Genomic DNA, 19,871 nt, shown 5'->3' with positions numbered 1-19,871 from the left:
TTCCACAACTGTCGCTGCCGGCAGGGCCCAGCAGAGACAGGCCCAGCGGCGCGCCGTCGCGTTGGGCCAGCGGCAGCGACAGTTGTGGAAAGCCCGCGAGCCCGGCCAGGCACAGCAGGCGGATGGACCGATTGCGGTAGTCCTCCAGCGCCGTGTCGGGGTCGCTGCGCAGCGGCGCGATGTCGGGCATGGTGGGCATGACCAGCACGCCGTCGCTGCCGAGCAGCGCGGACAGGTGCGCGCGGAAGCGGGTGCGGAAGGCTTGCGCCTCGGCCACCTGCGCATCGGTCACGGCGCGCGAGAAGGCGAAGCGCTCCTTCACGCCCGGCCCCAGCGGCGGCGCGTAGCGCTCGATCAGCGGGCCGTCGGTCATCCAGGCCTCGCGGCCCTGGATGTGGCGGAAGTGCCAGTACATGGCGTCGAAGCCGTCGAGCGCTGCCTGCATGGGCGCGGCGGTGCCGAAAGCGGCCTCGACCTGCGCCAGCGCGGGCTGCAGCGCGTCGGCGGCCTCGGGTGTGGCCAGCGCCCAGACGTCGGTGGGGCGCAGCAGGCGGGGCGTGGCGGGCAGCGGCGCCGGGTCCTCGCCGAGCAGCACGTCGGCCACGCGGGCGAAGGTGCCGATGTCGCGGGCGAACCAGCCGCAGGTGTCCAGGCTGGGCGCGAGGTCCAGCGCGCCTTCAAGGCTGACGCGGCCGTGCGTGGGCCGCAGGCCGACCAGGCCGCAATGGTTGGCCGGCGCGCGCACGGAGCCGCCGGTGTCGGTGCCCAGCGCGAAGTCGCACAGGCCGTTGGACACGGCCGAGGCCGAGCCCGAGGACGAGCCGCCGCTGATGCGCGCCGGCACCGCACCGTTGATCGGCGCGCCGAAGTGCGCGTTGTCGCCGTTCATCGAGAAGGCCAGCTCGTCGGTCACCGTCTTGCCGGCGAAGGCGGCGCCAGCGTCCAGCAGCTTTTGCACCGTGGGCGCGGTGCGGGCCTTGATGCCGGACATCGCCAGCACGATCGGGCTGCCGCCGCCGGTGGGATGGCCGGCGACGTCGAACAGGTCCTTCACGCCGAAGGTGAGTCCTGACAGCGGCCCGGTGGCGGCATGCGGCACCGGCGCGTCGGGATAGGGGACGAAGGCATGGGCGGGGTCGTGCAGGGGCATGGGATGCGTCAAGGCGTCAGGCGAGGGCGGGCGCGAGGCCGGCGGTCTCGTCGGTGCGGTTGCAGCGGGCGCGGTGGCCCGGGTCGAACTGGACGACGCGCGGCTGGCCGTCCAGGCAGGCCTCGGTGGCCAATGCGCAGCGCGGCGCGAAGGCGCAGCCCGGCGGCAGAGCGGCCAGATCGGGCGGTGCGCCGGCGATGGTGCCCAGCGGCGTGCCGCGGTCCATGGCACCGTGGGCGCGGCTGCGCAGCAGGGCGATCGTGTAGGGATGGCGCGGCCGGTGGATCAGCTCGCGCGCCGTGCCCTCTTCCACGATGCGGCCGGCATACATCACGGCGATGCGGTCGGCCACTTCGACGGCGGCGCCGATGTCGTGGGTGACGAAGATGGCGGCCAGCCCCAGGTCGCGCTGCAGCTCGCGCAGCAGCAGCAGGATCTGGATCTGCACCGTGGCGTCGAGCGCGGTGGTGGGCTCGTCGGCCAGCAGCAACTGCGGGTTGCAGGCCAGGGCCAGCGCGATCATGGCGCGCTGGCGCATGCCGCCGGACATTTCGTGCGGATAGGCCGCCAGCCGGCGCTCGGGGCTGGGAATGCGCACGCGCTCGAACAGGGCCAGTGCGCGGGCATGGGCCACCGCCTTGTCCAGGCCCTCGTGGCGGCGCAGCGATTCGACGATCTGCGCGCCGACGGTGTAGACCGGGTCCAGCGCCAGCAGCGGCTCCTGGAAGATCATCGACGCCACCTTGCCGCGGTAGGCCGACAGTTCGCGGCCCGTCATGGCCAGCACGTCGCGGCCCGCCACCTGCACCTGGCCGCCGATGCGCGTGCGCCGCTCGGGATGCAGGCGCAGCAGCGTGCGAAGGGTGACGCTCTTGCCGGAGCCCGATTCGCCGATCAGCGCCACCACCTCGCCGCGGCGCACCTCCAGGCTGACGCCGCTGACGGCCTGCACCGGCTTGCGGCCGCCGGTGAAGGTGACGCTGAGGTCGTGCAGGCGGACGAGGGGCGCCTGCGTGTCTGGCATGTCGGTCATGGCGGTCGGGTCGGTCATGCAGCGAGGGCTGGTGCCAGCGGATGGCCGCTGCCGGCCTCGTGCACCAGGCAGCGGGCCACGCGCTGCGGCGCCACCGGCAGCAGCACGGGGGGCCGCTGGCTGCACACCGGCGCGGCATGGGCGCAGCGCGGATGGAAGCGGCAGCCCGAGGGCGGATCGATGGGGTTGGGCGGATCGCCGGCCAGCGGCGCCTCCTCGGTGCGGTGGTCCGGGTCCATCGACGGCATGGAGGACAGCAGCGCCTGCGTGTACGGATGCGCCGGCTCGTCATAGAGCGCGTCGGCGGGGCCGACTTCGGCCACCTGGCCCAGGTACATCACCATCACCCGGTCGCTCATGTAGCGCACCACGTGCAGGTCGTGGCTGATGAAGACGTAGGTCAGCCCGAACTCGGCCTTGAGCTGCTGCAGCAGGTTGATGACCTGCGCCTCCACCGATTTGTCCAGCGCCGAGACGGCCTCGTCCAGGATCACCAGCCGTGGCTGCAGCGCCAGCGCGCGGGCGATGTTGACCCGCTGGCGTTGCCCGCCCGACAGCTCGTGCGGCCAGCGCTCGGCAAAGCGCGAAGGTTCCAGGCCCACGCGGGCCAGCAGGTCGCGGGCGCGTTCCACCGCCTCGCGCCGGCGCACGCCGTGCACCTGCGGGCCGAAGGCGATCGAGTCCTCGATGGTGAGCCGCGGGTTGAGCGAGGCATAGCTGTCCTGGAACACCATCTGCACCTGGCGGCGGAAGTCCTTCAGCGGCAGGTCGCGCGAGCCCACCACGCGGCCGTCGAACACCACCTCGCCGGCGGTCGGCGCGATCAGGTGCATCAGCAGCCGGGCCGTGGTGCTCTTGCCGCAGCCGGATTCGCCCACCACGCCCAGCGTCTCGCCCTTGAGGACCTCGAAGTCCACGCCGTCCACCGCGCGCACTACGCCGCCCGCGCGGCCCAGCAGGTCTTTCTTGAGCGGGAAGTGCTTCTGCAGCCCGCGGATGGTGAGCAGCGGCTGCGCCGGGCCGCCGATGTCGTCGTCGTGCATCGTCGTCATGCCTTGTTGTCCATCGCGGAACGCAGCCCGTCGGAGAGCAGATTGAAGGCGATGGAGGTGATGAAGATCATCACGCCCGGCAGCGCCGCCACCAGCGGCTGGGTGTAGATGGCGGTGCGCAGCGTGTTGAGCATCAGGCCCCACTCGGGCTCGGGCGGCTTCACGCCCAGGCCCAGGAAGGACAGGCCCGAGGCCAGGATCATCGACACCGCGACCAGGCTGGTGGCATACACGAAGATGGGCCCGAGCACATTGCCCAGCACGTGCACCCGCACGATGGTGAAGCCGCTGGCGCCCGAGGCGCGTGCCGCCTCCACGTAGTCGCGCCCGCGCACCTGCGTGGTCACGGCCTCGGCCACCCGCGCGATCTGCGGGATGAACACGATGGTCAGCGAGATCAGCGAATTGACGATGCCCGCGCCCAGCGTGCCCGACAGCGCGATGGCCAGCAGCACCGAGGGGAAGGCATAGAACACGTCGATGGTGCGCATGATGGCCGTGTTGGTCAGCCCGCCCGCATAGCCGGCCAGGATGCCGATGCCCGAGCCGACCACGAAGGCGCACAGCACCGGCGCGATGCCCATGAACAGCGACAGCCGCGCGCCCACGATCAGGCGCGAGAGCAGGTCGCGGCCCAGCTCGTCGCTGCCCAGCGGCAGGCCGGGCGTGCCCACCGGCTTGAGGCGCTTGAACATCGAGGACTGGTACGGGTCGGCCGGCGCCAGCCAGGGGCCGAAGATGGCCATCAGCACCAGCAGCAGCACGACGATGGCAGCGACCATGGCCACGGGATCGCGCACGAAGCGTGCGCCCACCGAGGCCCAGTAGCCGCGCGTGCGCTGCGCCGGCAGCGGCTGAACGTCGGCGGGCGATGAAAGAACCGCGGACATCGATCAGCTCCGGGCAATGCGCGGGTCGAGCAGCGTCTGCAGCACGTCCACCGCCAGGTTGAGCAGCACGAAGAACAGCGCCAGCACCAGGATCGTGCCCTGCAGCAGCGGCAGGTCGCGCTGGAAGATGGCGGTGTTGAGCAGGAAGCCCGTGCCGGGCCAGGAGAACACCGTCTCGATCAGGATCGAGCCGCCCAGCAGGTAGCCCAGCTGCAGGCCCATGACCGCCAGCGCCGTGGGCGCCGCGTTCTTGACCACGTGGCGGAAGACGCCGAACTGCGTCAGTCCCTTGGCCTTGAGGCCGACGATGAATTCCTGTGCCAGCAGCTCGGCCACCAGCGCCCGCACGGTGCGCGCGATGATGCCCATGGGAATGACCGACATGGTCAGCGCCGGCAGCAGCATGAACTGCACGTGCGCCCAGTCCCAGGCCCACTGGTCCGAGCCGCCGGGGCCGGCACCGGTCGCGGGCAGCCACATCAGCTGCGACGAGAACACGATCACCATCACCATGCCCAGCCAGTAGTGCGGCGTGCTCACGCCCAGCACCGACAGCAGCGAGGCCAGGCGGTCGATGACCGAATTGCGGAAATAGCCGGCCACGAAGCCGAACACCGACCCGAGGACGAAGCCGATGGCGGTGGCCAGCACCGCCAGGCGCAGCGTGTTGGCCACGGCGCGCAGCACCTCGCCCGCCACCGGCCGGCTGGTGCCGATGGACAGGCCCAGGTCGCCGTGCAGCGCCCGCCACACCCAGCGCACGAACTGCTCGGGCAGCGGCCGGTCGAAGCCGTAGACCGTGCGCAGCTGCGCCTGCAGCTCGGCCGAGGCATCGGCCGGCAGCACCGACACCAGCGGATCGCCCGGTGCGATGTGCACCAGGGCGAAGCACACCAGCGTCACGCCCAGCATGATGGGTACGGTGTAGAGGATGCGTCGGAGCAGGTAGGCGAGCATGGCGCGGGCGTTCAGGCCGTTTCAGCAGCGACAGGGGGCCTTCACTGCATCTTCATCGTGGCGATGTCGATGAACCAGCTCTTGGGTTGAATGACGTTCTGCACCTTGGGCGAGATGGCCCGCGGGCCCACGTCGTGCGCGACGAAGAGGAAGGGCGCCTCGTCCACCACGCGGGCATGCAGCTCGGCCAGGGCGGCGTCGCGCGACTTGTCGTCGAAGCTGGTGCGGGCCTTCTCGACCAGCGCGTCGGTCTTGGGGTCGCTGTAGTAGCCCCAGTTCTGCGCCACCGGCGGCTGGGCCTTGGTGCTGACGAAGCGCACCATGGCGAAGAAGGGGTCCATGGTGGCGGCGCTCACGTTGGTGGCATGGGCGCCGTGCGCGCCGGGGTCCTTGGCGCCCAGGCGCCAGCCGGAGAACAGCGTGTTCCACTCCACGACGTCGAAGTCGACGTCGAACCAGCAGTCCTTCAGGCTCTGCTGGATGAACTCGTTCATGGGCAGCGGCTGCATCTGGCCCGAGCCCGAGGCGGACGTCTGCACCTTCACCTTGGCCGGCTTGGCGGCCGAGTAGCCGGCCTGCTGCATCAGCTTCTGGCCGGCCGGCACGTCGTACTTGATCTGGAAGCTGGGGTTGCCGCGCCACGGGTCGCCCGGCTCCGCGATGCCGGTGGCCTCGACCATCATGCCGCCCAGCAGTTCCTTGAGGGCGGCGCGGTTGAGGCACAGGTTGGCGGCCTGGCGCACCTTGAGGTCCTTGAAGGGCGAATCGGGCAGCAGCGAGAACTGCCAGGGCCACAGGTGCGGCTGCAGGTTGGAGTAGACCTTGAAACCGCGCTGCTTGATGGTGGCCAGCGCATCGGGTGCCGGCGCCTCGATCCAGTCCACCTGGCCCGACAGCAGGGCGGCGGTGCGCGAATTGGCCTCGGGCAGCGGCAGCAGCACCACGCGGTCGATCTGCGGGCGGCGGGCGGCGTCCCAGTACTCGGGGTTCTTCACCATCTCCAGCCGTTCGCGCGGCACGAACTTCGAGGCCTTGAAGGGGCCCGTGCCGGAGGGGTCGGCGGCGAAGGCGGTCCAGGCCTGCTTGCTGCGCTCGGCCTTGTCGGTCACGCTGGCCGGCACGGCGTCGAACTTCTTCTGCCAGTGGGCCGGCGAGGCCATGAACAGGTTGGTGAGGTTGATGGGCAGGAAGGAATCCGGCTCGCTGGTGGTGAGTTCCACCGTCAGGTCGTCGACCTTGCGGGCGGTGCGCAGCGTGGGCATGCGCGAGGCGGTGACGCCGATCTGCGCCGGGTCGTACTGCGGCGCGGCCTTGTCGAGCACCTTGCCCACGTTCCACACCACGGCGTCGGCGTTGAAGGGCGTGCCGTCGTGGAACTTGACGCCGGGGCGCAGCTTGAAGAGCCACTTGGTCTTGTCCTTGGCGTCCACCGCCCACGACACGGCCAGGTCGGGGATCACCACGCTGGGCTTGGTGGCCGAGCTCAGGTCCCACTGCGTGAGGCTGTCGTACATGGGGATGCCGGTGAAGCGGTTGCCTTCGTAGCCCTGGTCGGGCTGGCCCGAGGTGCGCGGGATGTCGGCGGCGGTCATGGCGATGCGCAGCACCTTCTCCTGCGCATGGGCGGTGCCGAAGCCCAGGGCGAGGGCGGCGGCCAGCGCGCTGGCGCGCAGCGCGGAGACACGGAAGGACGGGCGGGCGGGGCTGGACATGGATCGGCCTCGGAAAGATGAGAGATGCTTGCGCATTGCAAAGCGCGTGCCTGCCCGCTGGAATCGGCAATAGCTATTTTTGTATCGATAGTCGATACATTTCTTCGTCAAGGTGCACGGCCGCACCGCGGCAGGTGCGTGGTGGGCGGGCGTGGTGCGAAGGGGTGCAAGAAGAGCGACAGCCAGGCGACGCAGCCCCGGTGCGCAACCCATCGCCCCCACCCGTTCGGGCTGAGCCTGTCGAAGCCCTGGCGCGGCTCGCCCTCAGCCCCTCAATGCGGCAGCGCGCTCGCAATCGCTCGCGCACACTCGATCACCATCGGCGCCAGCTTCTTCTGCGCCGCCTCCAGCGTCCAGCGGCTGGTGGGCGGCGACACGTGCACCGCGCCGTGCGGCCGGCCGCGCCGGTCCACGATGGGCGCGGCGATGCCCATGTCGCCGAGGAACAGTTCCTCGTCGTTGGTCGCATAGCCCAGCTTGCGGCAGGCTGCGATACGCGCCTGGATGGCGGCGATGCCGGTCAGCGTGGCCGGCGTGCGGGCCACGCGCGTGGAGCCTTGCAGCAGCGCGCGCACCTGCTCGTCGGGCAGGCAGCTCATCCATGCGCGGCCGCTGCTGGTGCAGTACATGGGAATGCGCATGCCCACGGGCGTCAGCACCGGGATGAACTGCGTGGTCATGCGCTGCGCCACGTAGAGCATGTCGAAGTCCAGCGGCTCCGTCAGGCTGGCCGTCTCGCCGCTGGCGCTGGCCAGCTGCGCCAGGTAGGGGTTGGCCGCCTGCACCAGCGGATGGCTGGCGATGTAGTTGAAGCCGATGTCCATGCTGCGCGCCAGCAGCCGGAAGCGCCGCGTCTGGCCGTCTTTGCCCACGTAGCCCAGCACCTGCAGCGTGTGCACCGTGCGCTGGGCCGAGGCGCGGGTCATGCCCGTGCGCTCGGCGATCTCGGCCAGTGTCATGGTGCGGTGCGCAGCGTCGAAGCTGCGCAGTACCGCCAGGCCCTTTTCGAGCGACTGGTTGTAGAGCGGGTCGGCCTGCTCCGCATCCGAAGGGGCAGCGGCAGCGGGGCGGTTGCGTCGGGCGGGCAGGGCCATCTTGGCGTGATTGGATTCGGCCATCGATTCTGCGCGAGGCAAGGCCCGTGCCGGTGTCGATGGGACAATCCCGCGCCATGACCGACACCCTCACGATCACCCGACCCGATGACTGGCACCTGCACGTGCGCGACGGCGCCGCCCTGCGCGACGTGGTGCCGCACAGCGCGCGCCAGATGGGCCGCGCGCTGATCATGCCCAACCTGCGCCCGCCGGTGACCACCGCCGAGCAGGCCATGGCCTACCGCGACCGCATCCTGGCCGCGGTGCCCGAGGGCGAGCGCTTCGAGCCGGTGATGTCGCTCTACCTCACCGACAAGCTGCCGCCCGAGGAAATCGCCCGTGCCGCCGCCGCCGGCGTGCGCGCGCTCAAGCTCTATCCGGCCGGCGCCACCACCAACAGCGATGCCGGCGTGACCGACATCCGCAAGACCTACGCCACGCTCGAAGCCATGCAGAAGCATGGCCTGCTGCTGCTGGTGCACGGCGAGGTGACCGATCCGGCCATCGACCTGTTCGACCGCGAGGCCGTCTTCATCGACCGCGTGCTGCGGCCGCTGCGCGCCGACTTCCCCGAACTGCGCATCGTCTTCGAGCACCTGACCACGCGCGAGGGCGCGCACTACGTGCGCGACGAGGGCGGCGATTACACGGCCGCCACCATCACCGCGCACCACCTGCTCTACAACCGCAACGCCATCTTCACCGGCGGCATCCGCCCGCATTACTACTGCCTGCCGGTGCTCAAGCGTGAGGAACACCGCCAGGCGCTGGTGCAGGCCGCCACCAGCGGCAGCCCGCGCTTCTTCCTGGGCACCGACAGCGCGCCGCACCCGGCACATCTGAAGGAACACGCCACCGGCTGCGCCGGCTGCTACACGGCCCTGTCGGCCATCGAGCTGTATGCCGAGGCCTTCGACAACGCGGGCGCCCTGGACAGGCTGGAAGGCTTCGCCAGCTTCCACGGCCCCGATTTCTACGGCATGCCGCGCAACACCGGCACGATCACCCTTCGACGCGAATCGTGGACGCTGCCCGAGACCGTGCCCTTCGGCGAGGCCACGCTCAAGCCGCTGCGCGGTGGCGAGGCGCTGGGCTGGAGACTGGTGTGAGCACGTCCCCGCTGCATGGCGGCAAGGTGATGCTGCTGGTCGACGCGGACAACGTGTCGGCCGACGTGATGGAACAGGCCGTGCGCCGCGTGCTGGCCGAGCATGGCCACCTGCACGTGCGCCGCGCCTACTGCACGCCCGAGGTCGCGCTGCGCCACCAGGGGCTGTTCAAGCGCCTGGGCATGCGGCCGCTGGTCAACCTGGCGGCGGGCAAGAACAGCACCGACATCGCGCTGGCCGTGGATGCGCTGGACCTCGCCATCGCCGAGCGGCCGCAGGTGGTGTACCTCGTGTCTTCCGACTCGGACTTCGCCCCGCTGGTGCTGCGCCTGCGCGAGAAGGGCTGCCGCGTGTGCGGCATCGGCCAGCAGGGCAAGACGGGCGACGAGACGCGGGCCGCCTACGACCACTTCATCGACCTGGTCCACAAGGGCGGCGAGGCGGCCGCCGCGCCCGGCCCCTCGGCCACGCAGGCGCGTCCGCCTGCCGCGCGCAAGGCTGCGGCGAAGAAGGTGCCGGCCGCCCGGAAGGCGGCGCGCCGCCCCACTGCCGCAGCGGTCGCCGAGCCGGTGCCTGCACCGGCAACGGCACCTGTACCGGTGCCATCGCCGGCACCGGCATCGCCGCCCGCGCCGATGGCGGCGCCGGCCGGGAAGAAGGCGAAGCCGTCCCCCGCGGCCAAGAAGACGCGCAGCACCGGCATCCGCGGCGAGCGCACCGTCGACGCCGCGCCGCCGGCCGAGCCGCCGGACGTCGCCCCCAAGCCGGCTTCCGGACGGCAGGAGGCCTTGGTCGATGCCGACGCCATCCTGTCCGCCGTGCCCGCCCTGCGCGGCGGCGCCGAGGTGGCCCTCAACGACGTGGCCCAGGCCCTGCGCGCCGCGCGCGTGCTGGGCAAGAACGCCAGCTCCATCAAGCTCTTCGACAAGCTGCCCGCCGACTTCCAGGTGCTGCACCAGCCCGATCGCATCCGCTGGAAGGGAGCGGCCGGCCGTTGAACGCGGCGGCGGCCATCGACTGGGCGCACCCCGGCCTCGCGCCCTGGCGGCGCTGGGGCGAGCCGGCCGCGCATGCCGCCGCCGGCCTGCGCCTGCATGCGGCGCTGCAGTCGCTCGCCGCACCGCCGCAGCCCGGCTTCGTGCCGCAGGAGGCGCTGCCGGACGGCGAGCCCTACGAATGCTTCATCGACCGCACCGGCACCGTGCCGACGCGCGACAACCTGCACGATTTCTTCAACGGCCTGGTCTGGCTGGGCTTCCCGCGGGCCAAGCGCCAGCTCGGCCGTCTGCAGGTGGACGAGATCGCCGCGCACGGCATCGGCCCGGTGCGCGGCCGGCTGCGCGACGCCATCACGCTGTTCGACGAGCACGGCGCCATCCTGCAGGCGCCGCCGGTCCTCTGGGCCGCCCTGCAGGCGCGCGAATGGCGCCGCGCCTTCGTCGCGCTGCGCCCGCTGTGGGCCGAGGCGCGCTTGACCGTCTTCGGCCACGCGCTGATGGAAAAGCTGGTGGCCGGCCAGAAGTCGGCCACGGCGCATCTGCTGCTCGGCCCCGACACGCGCGATCGCTCGTTGCCCGCCGACGACGGGCACCTGGCCGACACGCTGGCGGCCGAATGGCTGACCCGCAAGCCCTTCACCCCGCTGCCGGTGGCCGGCGTCCCCGGCTGGCACCCCGGAAACACGAACTTTTGCTTTTATGATGACTCGGAGGTCTTCCGACCTCGCCGCACTGCAGACCCAGAACAACTTACATCGGTGCGGCATGCCGTGATGCTTGAAGCGGGCCGGGGGGCCCCCATCTTCACGGCGTCCCTTCCTCCCACGGAGAAACCGACTTGAAACGCATCTTCCTGTTCGTGCTCACGAACGTCCTGGTGGTCGCCGTGCTCGGCGTCGTCGCCAGCCTGCTGGGCGTCAACCGCTACCTGACGTCCAACGGCCTCAACCTCGGCGCGCTGCTCGGCTTCGCGCTCATCATGGGCTTCGGCGGCGCGATCATCTCGCTGCTCATCTCGAAGCCCATGGCCAAGATGAGCGCCGGCGTGCGCATCATCAACGAGCCCCAATCGCCCGACGAGGCCTGGATCGTCGCCACCGTGCGCAAGTTCGCCGACCAGGCCGGCATCGGCATGCCCGAGGTCGGCATCTTCGAGGGCGAGCCCAATGCCTTCGCCACCGGCGCCTTCAAGAACTCGTCGCTGGTCGCCGTCTCCACCGGCCTGCTGCAGAACATGACGCGCGACGAGGTCGAGGCCGTCATCGGCCACGAGGTGGCGCACGTGGCCAACGGCGACATGGTGACGATGACCCTGATCCAGGGCGTGATGAACACCTTCGTCGTGTTCCTGTCGCGCGTGATCGGCTACTTCGTCGACAGCTTCCTGCGCCGCGGCGACGACCGCGAGAACAGCGGCCCGGGCATCGGCTACATGGTCACGACCATCGTGCTGGACATCGTGCTCGGCTTCGCCGCCGCCATGGTGGTGGCCTGGTTCTCGCGCCAGCGCGAGTTCCGTGCCGATGCTGGCGCCGCCAAGCTGATGGGCCGCAAGCAGCCCATGATCAACGCCCTGGCCCGCCTGGGCGGCCTGCCCGCCGGCGAACTGCCCAAGGCCGTCGAGGCCATGGGCATCACCGGCAGCATTGGCAAGCTGTTCGCCACGCACCCGCCGATCGAAGAGCGCATCGCGGCGCTGCAGGCCTCGCAGCAGGGTTGACTCGCGAGGGGCCGGAGTGGCACGGCCCCCGGCCCTTTCCACGAAAAGGCGCTCCCATCGGAGCGCCTTTTTCACGGGCAGCGGCGTTGTCCCGCGGCGGCGCTACGAACCCCGCGGGGATCATGATCCGTGCGGCGGGGTATTGGACGCCCTCCCGCTTCGTCGCTTGGCGCGCGCCATGTCGACCGCGTCGAGTTGCTGTTGGAGCTGCGGAGCCCGTGGCCTGAGCGAGTCGGTGTCGATGGCGTCGAGCAGCTCGATCTGGTGGTCATTGAGCAGCCTGCGTCCCACCTGGCTGCGCGCCAACGTGTAAATGTCCTGAACTCGGCGGCCGATGCGGTCCTTCGAGGCGGGGTCATCGGCAAGTCGCTCCAGGGCGGCGGATGCCGTCTGGATCGCCCAACGGGCTTGTGTGAGTACGTGCGGTCCCTTGGCCCCAATCAGGCCGACGGCGTTGTGGGCCCTCGATTCGAGAACGTCGAAGGGATCCATCACCCTGATCCGCCGACCAGCGCGCCATTCGACCTCGACACTGTTCCTGAGGACGCGCTTCGTGAAGAGTGTTGACTTCCTCAGCCCCTCCACGGTGTACAGCTTGTGCAGCACATCGACGTTGCGCTCCTTGCCATCAGGCGCGGGCAACCGGAGTTGGGCGACGATCGCGGTGCGGCTCATCGCGTACGGCAGTTCGACGCGCGCGTGGATGGCGTTGGCCAGTTCCTGCGCGCGGACGGCCTTTCCGAGCGCATCACCATCGTTGGAGATAGCCATTCCCTCGTCGGCCTCGATGCCGAAACGGCTCATCCAGAAACCCAGCGCCTGGCCGCCGACCAAGACCATGTCGGTCCCCATGTTCGACAAGAGCAGATCGACCGACGCTTCGTCCAGCGGCGCTTCGTCCGGCGGCAGAACGGGCTCCGTCGGCATGGGGTCAGTAGGGTGAGCCGATGAGCTTGAGGTCCCGGGCTTTGCCGCCAGAGAACCAGCTGAGCTGCGCCTGCGTCACCTTGCCGGCGGCCGCGGCGGACACGTCCTGCTGCTGCCGCTGGCGCTTGAAGGTCCACAGGTCGATATCCCCGGCGCGCTCGCCGGACGTTCTCAACAGCGTGGCGGCCTGACCGACGGTCAGGCCGCACGACTCGAGCGCGGCGCCGAGCCGCGCCCAATGTTCGATCTGCTGGGCGGTCGAGCGCGACTGAAGCGCACCCTCGGCGCGCGCAGCTTCGAACAGCGTCGCTTCGACGCGGATGGAATTGGAGGGCATGCGTGGTAACTTACCACGCATTCCTGATCGACACGAGCTCGCGGATCTTCGGTTGGGCAGCCATGCTGCCCTGGGATCAGGCCTCGCTGGCCGTTTCGCTCTGTGAAGGCGCCTCCGCCGCCCTGGGCTTTTTGCCCAGCACCCGGCGTACCTCGCCCAGGTCCATGCCGTACATGGCGGCGAAGGCCTCGACCGTAGGCTGGCCGCTGGACTCGAAGGCACGCTGCAGCGCCTCGCGCCGGGCCAGGCGGCGGCCGTGCTCGGTGAAGGCCTCGTCGATCAGGGCCAGGGCGTCCGGCTGCGCCACGCGCACCTGCTGCACGTAGTCCAGCCGCTCCAGCCCGCTGGCGCCGATGGCGTCGGCCAGGCGGGCTACCAGTTGGGGGCGCAGGTCGTCCTGCGTGCGGCCCTGGCGGCGCTTGAAGATCTCGACGATGGCGTGGTGCACGTGGTCGGGCGCCAGTTCCTCCACCGGCTGGCCGTCCAGGTCGTGGCGCGGCTGGCGGTTGGCGATGGCGTCCAGGTAGCGGGTGGAGCGCGCATGCTGGCCCAGCGCCACCTTCAGCTCGTCGGCCGGCAGCAGCTCGGCATGGCGGGCCAGCAGGTCCTCGAAGATGCCGCGCTTGAGCGGCAGGAAGCGGGCGCCGAACAGGTTGGGGTAGAGGCCGGCCAGCGTCTCGAGCAGCGGATGCACCTTGCGGCCGGCGGGGCGCTGGGGTGCGTTCTGGCCCTTGTTCTGGGGTTGGTTCTGGTTCGGGCGGTGCGCCTGCGGCTGGCGCTCGGACTGGGCGCCGTCGGCGGGGGGCGTGCTGGCGCCGCCGCCCTTGCCACGGCCTCCGCGGCGGCGGCGCTGGCCGCGTTCGCCACCGTGGGCGCTCTCGCTGGGCTCGCCGTGGTCGCCATCTTGACCACTTTCGCCGCGTTCGCCGCGCGTGACGCCGGCTTTCGCGGCCGGAGCGGCAGCGACCGTCCCGTCCGTGCTCGCCGAAGCATCGGCGCTGCCGACAGGGGCCTCACCGGCGGTCGCCGACGCCGCTGCCGGCGAAGACGTTGGAGTGGGGTGCCCGGCGTCGGCTGTCGAATGCGCGGCGGGTGTGGGCGCGGGCGTGTCGTGCAACGGCGTGTCGTTGTGGTCGTTCATATCGGTCGCGATTCGCCTGCACCAGGGCCGGCGTGGAGAAGAGGATGGAAAAGACTCAGAAGGAGGCGCGCAGGCCGCCCGCCAGGTGGCGGGCGATCAGCAGCCGGAAGGGCAGCAGCATGCCGACGCCGACGGCCAGCTTGACCGCCAGATCGCCAACGGCCCAGCTGAGCCACGGATCGGACGTGCCCGCGAAGGCCACACCCCAGAAGATGGCCGTGTCGAGCACAGCGGCCAGCAGCGTGGCGACCAGCGGTGCGCGCCACCAGCGTCCGCGCCGCAGGCGGTGGAAGACGCCGATGTCCAGCAGCTGCGAGGCGATGAAGGCCAGGCCCGAGGCCGCGGCGATGCGCGGCGGCGCCAGCAGCGCCGACATGGCCACCGCCACCGCGAAGCCGACCCAGGCCACGCGCCGGGCCAGGGCCGGGCCGTGCAGGCGGTTGACCACCTCGCTCACCAGGAACGCGGCCGGATAGGTGAAGGCGCCCCAGGTCAGCCAGTCGTTGATCGGAAACTGCACCAGCACGTTGGAGGCCAGCACGACGGCCGCCATGGCGGCGACGGCCGGCGCGAGCCGGCGCCACGGAGAAACAGCGTCGTGCGCGTTCATGCCGGCACCCGCTGCGCCTCGGCCTCGGCCGCGATGGCCCGCGCCACGGCCTCGGCCACCTTGATGCCGTCCACGCCGGCCGACAGGATGCCGCCCGCATAGCCCGCGCCTTCGCCGGCCGGGTACAGGCCGGCCAGGCCGGGGCATTGCAGCGTCTCGCCGTCACGGGCGATGCGGATGGGGGACGAGGTGCGCGTCTCCACGCCGGTCAGCACGGCGTCGTGCAGGTCGTAGCCGGGCAGCTTGCGGGCAAAGGCCGGGAAGGCCTCGCGCATGGCCTCGATGGCATAGCCGGGCAGGGCGGCATGCAGGTCGCCGGGCAGCACGCCGGGCTTGTAGCTGGGCACCACCTCGCCGAGCGCGGTGGACGGTCGGCCGGCCACGAAGTCGCCCAGCAGCTGGGCCGGCGCGCAGTAGTCGCTGCCGCCGAGCACGAAGGCCTGCGACTCCAGCCGGCGCTGCAGTTCGATGCCCGCCAGCGGATGCGGCTTGCCGCGCGCGGCCTCCTGCAGCTCGGCCGAGACGGGCAGGTGCTGGTAATCGGTCGGGTAGTCGCGCGGCTCGATGCCCACCACGATGCCCGAGTTGGCATTGCGTTCGGCGCGCGAGTACTGGCTCATGCCGTTGGTCACCACGCGGCCGGGTTCGCTCGTGGCCGCGACCACCGTGCCGCCGGGGCACATGCAGAAGCTGTAGACGGCGCGGCCGTTGTTGGCATGGTGCACCAGCCGGTATTCGGCCGCGCCCAGCGCCGGATGGCCCGCATGCCGGCCCCATCGGGCGCGGTCGATCAGGCCCTGCGGGTGCTCGGCACGGAAGCCGATGGAAAAGGGCTTGGCCTCGATGGGCGCACCGCGGGTGTGCAGCATGCCGAAGGTGTCGCGCGCGCTGTGGCCCAGGGCGATCACCACATGGTCCGCACGCAGCGCGTGCACCTGGCCGCTGGCCTGGTCGACGGCGGTGACGCCGCGCACCCGGCCATCCTCGACGAGCAGGTCCGTCACGCGGTGCTGGAAGCGGATCTCGCCACCCAGCGCGACGATCTCGGCGCGCATGGTCTCGACCATCTTCACCAGCCGGAAGGTGCCGATGTGCGGATGCGCCTCCCACAGGATGTCCTCGGGCGCGCCGGCCTTCACGAACTCGTTCAGCACCTTGCGGCCGAGGTGGCGCGGGTCCTTGATCTGGCTGTAGAGCTTGCCGTCGGAGAAGGTGCCCGCACCGCCCTCCCCGAACTGCACGTTCGACTCGGGATGCAGGTTCTTGCGCCGCCACAGGTCCCAGGTGTCCTGCGTGCGCTCGCGCACCGCCTTGCCGCGCTCCAGCACGATGGGCCGGAAGCCCATCTGCGCCAGCAGCAGCGCCGCGAAGATGCCGCAGGGCCCGAAGCCCACGACGACGGGCCGCAGCCCGCCCTCGGGCGCGCGCACCGGCGCCACGTAGCGCATGTCGGGCGCGGCCTGGATGTGGGGATTCCTGGCGTGGCGCTGCAGCAGCGCGGCCTCGGTGGCCGGATCGGCCATTGCCACGTCCACGATGTAGACGGTGAGCAGTTCGGCCTTGCGCGCATCGAAGCTGCGCTTGTGCACCGTGTGCGCGGCGATGTCGGCGGGCGCGACACCCAGCGTGGCGGCGATCAGGGCCGGCAGCGCCTCGGGCGCGGGGTCGAGGGGAAGCTTGAGTTCGGAAAGGCGGATCATCGGCGCGGGGCCCGTGGTGATCGGGCAGGGCGGAGAGGAAGGGCGCGATTGTCGCCGATTGCGGCTGGGCCGGCGGGGCGTCGGGCAGACCGCGCCGCCGCAAATTTTTCCGGCACTTGCGTGACGCATTGCGCGCCTGCCGCGTGGAAAGGCGGGCTCCGGTGCGCACAATCCCGCCGCCCGCATCGCGGGGAGGAAACACAAGAAGATGCCGCACTCACCCATCCGCCCGCCCCGGCGGTGCCGGGCCATGGCTTGCGCCGTGGCCGTGGCGCTGTCGTCAGGCGCCTTGCCCGGCCACGCTCAGCTGGCACCGGTCGCAGACCCCGTCAGCGCCGTGGCGCCGCCACCGCCGCCACCCACAACGCCACCCGTCGGCGGCTCAGCCGCGATGCCGGTCGACACAGGTGCCGCCGCCCCGTCGGCGGCGGTGCCGGCCGCCGCAGCGCCGTCGACGCCATCGGCCGCCGCCGCGCCGCGCATCGTCACGCGCGTGGTGTTTGCCCGCGACGGCCAGAAGCAGGGCATCGAGCGCCTGCATGTGGTGCGCCGCCAGAACACCATGAACAACGTCGCGGGCCAGGTGGCCCTGAACGTGGCGCTGCTGGCGCTGGGCGTGGGTGCCGCGGGCGCCGGCTTTTCCAAGACCGACCTGCTGGGCGACGAGATTCCGGAACTTGCCAACGATCCGGTCGCCGTCAATCCGGGCATGGACGACCTGCGCGACGCGCTCAGCGTCATCGCCACCCGCGTCTACACCGAGCGCGCCGCTCAGGCGCAGGCCGAAGCCCGGACCGACGGCTCGACGCCCGAGGAGATCCAGGCCGCGGGCGAGGTGCCCACCACGCTGGACACGCCGCTGCATCCGCGCGCCTGGCAGCTCGTGTACGAGAACCTGTCGACCGACGACGGGCTGTACCGGCTGCGATTTGCGGCAGAGATGGGGCGGGCCGGCTTTCTGCGCCCGCCGATGCTGTGTGCCTACGAGTCGGAGCCGCTGACCTGGACCGCCTGGAGTGCGCAGAACTGGCAGGCGTTGCGCGAGGCACGCAGCCAGGCCGTCGCGCACTGCACCCAGGTCCTGGCGGCATTTGCCGACAAGCGATGGTAGTTCGGCAGCAGATGCCTGGCCCGGGACACTCCGGGCGACCGACAGGCCGTCGGCACGGCGCCGACCGACGGCTCGCCGCTCAGGCGGGAAGGAAGCCCTCCACCGACAGGTAGCGCTCGCCCGTGTCGTAGTTGAAGCCCAGCACCACCGCATCGGCCGGCAGCTCGGGCAGCTTCTGGGCGATGGCCGCCAGCGTGGCGCCGGAGGAGATGCCGACCAGCATGCCTTCCTCGCGGGCGCAGCGGCGGGCCATCTCGCGGGCCGGTTCGGCGTCGACCTGGACGATGCCGTCGAGCAGCTCGGTCTTCATGATCTGCGGCACGAAGCCGGCGCCGATGCCCTGGATCGGGTGCGGCGCGGGGCTGCCGCCGGACAGCACCGGCGAGGCCACCGGCTCGACGGCGAAGACCTTGAGCTTGGGCCACTTCTTCTTGAGCACCTGCGCGCAGCCGGTGATGTGGCCGCCGGTGCCGACGCCGGTGATGATGGCGTCGATGCCGTCGGGGAAGTCGGCCGCGATCTCCTCGGCCGTGGTGCGCACGTGCACGTCGACGTTGGCCGGGTTGTTGAACTGCTGCGGCATCCAGGCGCCGGGCGTGCTGGCCACCAGTTCCTCTGCACGGGCGATGGCGCCCTTCATGCCCTTTTCCCTGGGCGTCAGGTCGAAGCTGGCGCCATAGGCCAGCATCAGGCGGCGGCGCTCGATGGACATGCTCTCGGGCATCACCAGCACCAGCTTGTAGCCCTTGACGGCCGCCACCATGGCCAGGCCGACGCCGGTGTTGCCGGAGGTGGGCTCGATGATGGTGGCGCCCGGCTTCAGGGCGCCGGACTTCTCGGCATCCTCGATCATGGCCAGCGCGATGCGGTCCTTGATGGAGCCGCCCGGATTGCCGCGCTCGGACTTGATCCACACCTGCTGCGTGGCGTTGCCGAAGAGCTTGTTGATGCGCACGTGCGGCGTGCGGCCGATGGTGTCGAGGATGCTGCTGGCTTTCATGGCGTCGTCATCTCCTTGGGAAGAACGGGCGGGCAGAAACGGAACGGGGCATTGTGGCCAGATTCGGCGATGGCCGATGTCGGCCGGCGGCCGACGCGCGCCCGTCGGGGATAATCGCGCCCGTGAAGCACGCCAGACCGCCGCTGGTGCAATCGCCGAAAGGCGGCACTGGAGGAACGTCCGGACTGCACAGGGCAGCGCAGGAGCTAACGGCTCCCCATCGCGAGGTGAGGATCAGAGCAACAGAGACGAGCCGATTCAGTTCGGGTGAAACGGGCAATCTCTGCGCGCAGCAATACCAAGTAGGTGAACGTCGAGGCGGCCCGCTGAGTTCACGGGTAGGTAGCATCGAGCCGTCCGGGTGACCGGCGGCCAAGACAGATGGCGGTCACGCCGCGGGCAACCGCGGTGCACAGAATCCGGCGTATCGGCGCGCTTCACAACTTACACCCTCGGAATGCCGGCAGCGATGCCGGCATTTCTGTTCCTGGGGTCGCGGCGTCAGAAACGCTCGTTCGCCCGCAGCAGCCGCCATTGGCCCGGCGCCAGCCCCGCCAGCGGCACGCGCCCGATGCGCAGCCGGCGCAGGCCCACCAGCCGCAGGCCGGCGCGGTCGCAGAGTTCGGCGATGCGGTGGGCCTCAGTGCCGGCGATCACCAGCCGCAGGCCGGTGGTGCCGCCGCCCTGGCGCGCCAGGCTCGCGGCGGCCGGGCGCAGTGCGGCCAGCTGGGCGGGCTGCGGCTCGCCCTGCACCTCGGCCAGGAATTCATGCTCCACCAGCGTCGCCTCGTCCACCAGCCGGCGCCACACGCCGCGCACCTGCGTGTGCACGACCAGGCCGCTCGCCGCGTCCCCCAGGCCGGCGGCGCAGTGCTGCTGCATGAACAGGCCGGGCGCGGTGGGCGCCTGCGGATGCACGTAGACGCGCTGGTCGACGGCCCAGGCCTGCGCATCGGCGGCAATGCCCGGCGGCTTGTGCCAGAGCAGGGTGGCGGGCGGCAGCGCGCGGGGCTGGACGTCGTCCACCTCCACATGCTGCTGCGGGCCCACGCGCTGCTGCGGCGCGACGGCGGGCTGGCCGTCCACGCGCACGGCGCCCTGGGCGATCAGCATTTCGGCATCGCGGCGCGAGCAGCCGCGCAGGGCGGCCACGCGCTTGGCGAGGCGCTCGCCCTCGTCGTCCGGTGCAGGCGCAGGGGCCGGCGCGGCGGGCGCCGCGCCCAGGCGCCGCGGGTTCCAGGGCGGCGCGCCCTCGGGCCGGGCCGCGCGCACGCGCGTCGGGCGCTTCGCGTCGTCGTCCATGCGAGGCGGGTGCTTCGGATCGCCG

19 protein-coding genes and 1 other RNA gene are annotated in these 19,871 nt (G+C 71.2%); 6 read left to right on the top strand and 14 right to left on the bottom strand.

All coding sequences use genetic code 11. The annotated features are described in order from the left end of the window. From NS331_RS13400 to NS331_RS13370, 7 genes are all read right to left on the bottom strand, one after another. Positions 1 to 1,150: amidase (locus NS331_RS13400; RefSeq protein ID WP_058642479.1), on the bottom strand; the 1,150-nt coding region annotated here is incomplete at its 3' end. A 16-nt stretch (positions 1,151 to 1,166) separates the two neighbouring features. After that, the gene (locus NS331_RS13395; RefSeq protein ID WP_242873737.1) at positions 1,167 to 2,201 is read right to left on the bottom strand and encodes an ABC transporter ATP-binding protein; all 1,035 of its coding nucleotides are present in this window, start codon (positions 2,199 to 2,201) and stop codon (positions 1,167 to 1,169) included. Further along, entirely contained in the window at positions 2,198 to 3,226 is a 1,029-nt protein-coding gene (locus NS331_RS13390) for an ABC transporter ATP-binding protein (RefSeq protein ID WP_153012841.1), read from the bottom strand. Before NS331_RS13390 ends, NS331_RS13395 begins: the two co-directional genes overlap by 4 nt. Before the next feature lie 5 nt (positions 3,227 to 3,231). Then, entirely contained in the window at positions 3,232 to 4,125 is an 894-nt protein-coding gene (locus NS331_RS13385; protein WP_058642477.1) for an ABC transporter permease, read from the bottom strand. A 3-nt stretch (positions 4,126 to 4,128) separates the two neighbouring features. Then, positions 4,129 to 5,082 (bottom strand): ABC transporter permease, encoded by a 954-nt coding sequence (locus NS331_RS13380; protein ID WP_058642476.1) that lies wholly within the window; start codon positions 5,080 to 5,082, stop codon positions 4,129 to 4,131. Positions 5,083 to 5,123: 41 nt separating this feature from the next. Next, positions 5,124 to 6,794: an ABC transporter substrate-binding protein gene (locus NS331_RS13375; RefSeq protein WP_082702448.1), complete on the bottom strand. Its 1,671-nt coding sequence runs from the start codon at positions 6,792 to 6,794 to the stop codon at positions 5,124 to 5,126. Positions 6,795 to 7,066: 272 nt separating this feature from the next. Then, positions 7,067 to 7,888 (bottom strand): IclR family transcriptional regulator, encoded by an 822-nt coding sequence (locus NS331_RS13370; RefSeq protein ID WP_058642484.1) that lies wholly within the window; start codon positions 7,886 to 7,888, stop codon positions 7,067 to 7,069. Positions 7,889 to 7,965: 77 nt separating this feature from the next. Between NS331_RS13370 and pyrC the strand changes: the two genes are divergently transcribed. The 4 genes from pyrC to htpX are packed head-to-tail and all read left to right on the top strand — an operon-like array spanning position 7,966 to position 11,718. Further along, complete coding sequence (gene pyrC, locus NS331_RS13365) at positions 7,966 to 9,000, top strand: dihydroorotase (RefSeq protein ID WP_058642475.1); 1,035 nt, start codon at positions 7,966 to 7,968, stop codon at positions 8,998 to 9,000. Then, entirely contained in the window at positions 8,997 to 9,998 is a 1,002-nt protein-coding gene (locus NS331_RS13360) for an NYN domain-containing protein (RefSeq protein ID WP_242873736.1), read from the top strand. Before pyrC ends, NS331_RS13360 begins: the two co-directional genes overlap by 4 nt. Then, positions 9,995 to 10,840 (top strand): DUF3025 domain-containing protein, encoded by an 846-nt coding sequence (locus NS331_RS13355; protein WP_082702447.1) that lies wholly within the window; start codon positions 9,995 to 9,997, stop codon positions 10,838 to 10,840. Before NS331_RS13360 ends, NS331_RS13355 begins: the two co-directional genes overlap by 4 nt. Further along, the gene (gene htpX, locus NS331_RS13350; RefSeq protein WP_058642474.1) at positions 10,837 to 11,718 is read left to right on the top strand and encodes a protease HtpX; all 882 of its coding nucleotides are present in this window, start codon (positions 10,837 to 10,839) and stop codon (positions 11,716 to 11,718) included. Before NS331_RS13355 ends, htpX begins: the two co-directional genes overlap by 4 nt. A 120-nt stretch (positions 11,719 to 11,838) precedes the next feature. Here the strand turns inward: htpX and NS331_RS13345 are convergent, their stop codons facing one another. The 5 genes from NS331_RS13345 to NS331_RS13325 all read right to left on the bottom strand — a co-directional run bounded on the left by NS331_RS13345 (position 11,839) and on the right by NS331_RS13325 (position 16,433). Continuing rightward, positions 11,839 to 12,645: a hypothetical protein gene (locus tag NS331_RS13345; RefSeq protein ID WP_058642473.1), complete on the bottom strand. Its 807-nt coding sequence runs from the start codon at positions 12,643 to 12,645 to the stop codon at positions 11,839 to 11,841. 4 nt (positions 12,646 to 12,649) lie between these two features. Beyond that, positions 12,650 to 12,982: a TA system antitoxin ParD family protein gene (locus NS331_RS13340; RefSeq protein WP_058642472.1), complete on the bottom strand. Its 333-nt coding sequence runs from the start codon at positions 12,980 to 12,982 to the stop codon at positions 12,650 to 12,652. 76 nt (positions 12,983 to 13,058) lie between these two features. Then, complete coding sequence (locus tag NS331_RS13335; RefSeq protein ID WP_058642471.1) at positions 13,059 to 14,123, bottom strand: ProQ/FINO family protein; 1,065 nt, start codon at positions 14,121 to 14,123, stop codon at positions 13,059 to 13,061. A gap of 55 nt (positions 14,124 to 14,178) precedes the next feature. Further along, positions 14,179 to 14,733: a VUT family protein gene (locus NS331_RS13330; RefSeq protein ID WP_058642470.1), complete on the bottom strand. Its 555-nt coding sequence runs from the start codon at positions 14,731 to 14,733 to the stop codon at positions 14,179 to 14,181. After that, complete coding sequence (locus tag NS331_RS13325; RefSeq protein WP_058642469.1) at positions 14,730 to 16,433, bottom strand: NAD(P)/FAD-dependent oxidoreductase; 1,704 nt, start codon at positions 16,431 to 16,433, stop codon at positions 14,730 to 14,732. The genes NS331_RS13330 and NS331_RS13325 overlap by 4 nt, the downstream gene beginning before the upstream one ends. Positions 16,434 to 16,824: 391 nt before the next feature. Between NS331_RS13325 and NS331_RS13320 the strand changes: the two genes are divergently transcribed. Further along, the gene (locus NS331_RS13320; protein ID WP_242873735.1) at positions 16,825 to 17,544 is read left to right on the top strand and encodes a hypothetical protein; all 720 of its coding nucleotides are present in this window, start codon (positions 16,825 to 16,827) and stop codon (positions 17,542 to 17,544) included. 79 nt (positions 17,545 to 17,623) lie between these two features. Here NS331_RS13320 and cysK read toward each other — a convergent pair whose 3' ends face one another. Further along, the gene (cysK, locus tag NS331_RS13315) at positions 17,624 to 18,544 is read right to left on the bottom strand and encodes a cysteine synthase A (protein ID WP_058642468.1); all 921 of its coding nucleotides are present in this window, start codon (positions 18,542 to 18,544) and stop codon (positions 17,624 to 17,626) included. Positions 18,545 to 18,668: 124 nt separating this feature from the next. On the opposite strand from cysK, the gene rnpB reads away from it, so the two are divergent. Next, positions 18,669 to 18,987, top strand: an RNA gene (rnpB, locus tag NS331_RS13405) — RNase P RNA component class A. Between the two features lie 58 nt (positions 18,988 to 19,045). On the opposite strand, the gene NS331_RS13310 is transcribed toward rnpB, so the two are convergent. Then, entirely contained in the window at positions 19,046 to 19,846 is an 801-nt protein-coding gene (locus NS331_RS13310; protein WP_058642467.1) for a S4 domain-containing protein, read from the bottom strand. Between the last annotated feature and the right edge of the window lie 25 nt (positions 19,847 to 19,871).

Origin of the sequence: Pseudacidovorax intermedius (assembly GCF_001476815.1) — a bacterium.
Taxonomy (GTDB): Bacteria; Pseudomonadota; Gammaproteobacteria; order Burkholderiales; family Burkholderiaceae_C; genus Xenophilus; species Xenophilus intermedius_A.
This window is presented reverse-complemented; position numbering and strand designations above follow the sequence as displayed.

Bases quoted from the DNA above. Each gene is read 5' to 3' on its own strand.
- NS331_RS13395 (WP_242873737.1), bottom strand. From the start codon at position 2,201: ATGACCGACCCGACCGCCATGACCGACATGCCAGACACGCAGGCGCCC.
- NS331_RS13390 (WP_153012841.1), bottom strand. From the start codon at position 3,226: ATGCACGACGACGACATCGGCGGCCCGGCGCAGCCGCTGCTCACCATC.
- NS331_RS13385 (WP_058642477.1), bottom strand. From the start codon at position 4,125: ATGTCCGCGGTTCTTTCATCGCCCGCCGACGTTCAGCCGCTGCCGGCG.
- NS331_RS13380 (WP_058642476.1), bottom strand. From the start codon at position 5,082: ATGCTCGCCTACCTGCTCCGACGCATCCTCTACACCGTACCCATCATG.
- NS331_RS13375 (WP_082702448.1), bottom strand. From the start codon at position 6,794: ATGTCCAGCCCCGCCCGCCCGTCCTTCCGTGTCTCCGCGCTGCGCGCC.
- NS331_RS13370 (WP_058642484.1), bottom strand. From the start codon at position 7,888: ATGGCCCTGCCCGCCCGACGCAACCGCCCCGCTGCCGCTGCCCCTTCG.
- pyrC (WP_058642475.1), top strand. From the start codon at position 7,966: ATGACCGACACCCTCACGATCACCCGACCCGATGACTGGCACCTGCAC.
- NS331_RS13345 (WP_058642473.1), bottom strand. From the start codon at position 12,645: ATGCCGACGGAGCCCGTTCTGCCGCCGGACGAAGCGCCGCTGGACGAA.
- NS331_RS13340 (WP_058642472.1), bottom strand. From the start codon at position 12,982: ATGCCCTCCAATTCCATCCGCGTCGAAGCGACGCTGTTCGAAGCTGCG.
- NS331_RS13335 (WP_058642471.1), bottom strand. From the start codon at position 14,123: ATGAACGACCACAACGACACGCCGTTGCACGACACGCCCGCGCCCACA.
- NS331_RS13330 (WP_058642470.1), bottom strand. From the start codon at position 14,733: ATGAACGCGCACGACGCTGTTTCTCCGTGGCGCCGGCTCGCGCCGGCC.
- NS331_RS13325 (WP_058642469.1), bottom strand. From the start codon at position 16,433: ATGATCCGCCTTTCCGAACTCAAGCTTCCCCTCGACCCCGCGCCCGAG.
- NS331_RS13320 (WP_242873735.1), top strand. From the start codon at position 16,825: ATGCCGGTCGACACAGGTGCCGCCGCCCCGTCGGCGGCGGTGCCGGCC.
- cysK (WP_058642468.1), bottom strand. From the start codon at position 18,544: ATGAAAGCCAGCAGCATCCTCGACACCATCGGCCGCACGCCGCACGTG.
- NS331_RS13310 (WP_058642467.1), bottom strand. From the start codon at position 19,846: ATGGACGACGACGCGAAGCGCCCGACGCGCGTGCGCGCGGCCCGGCCC.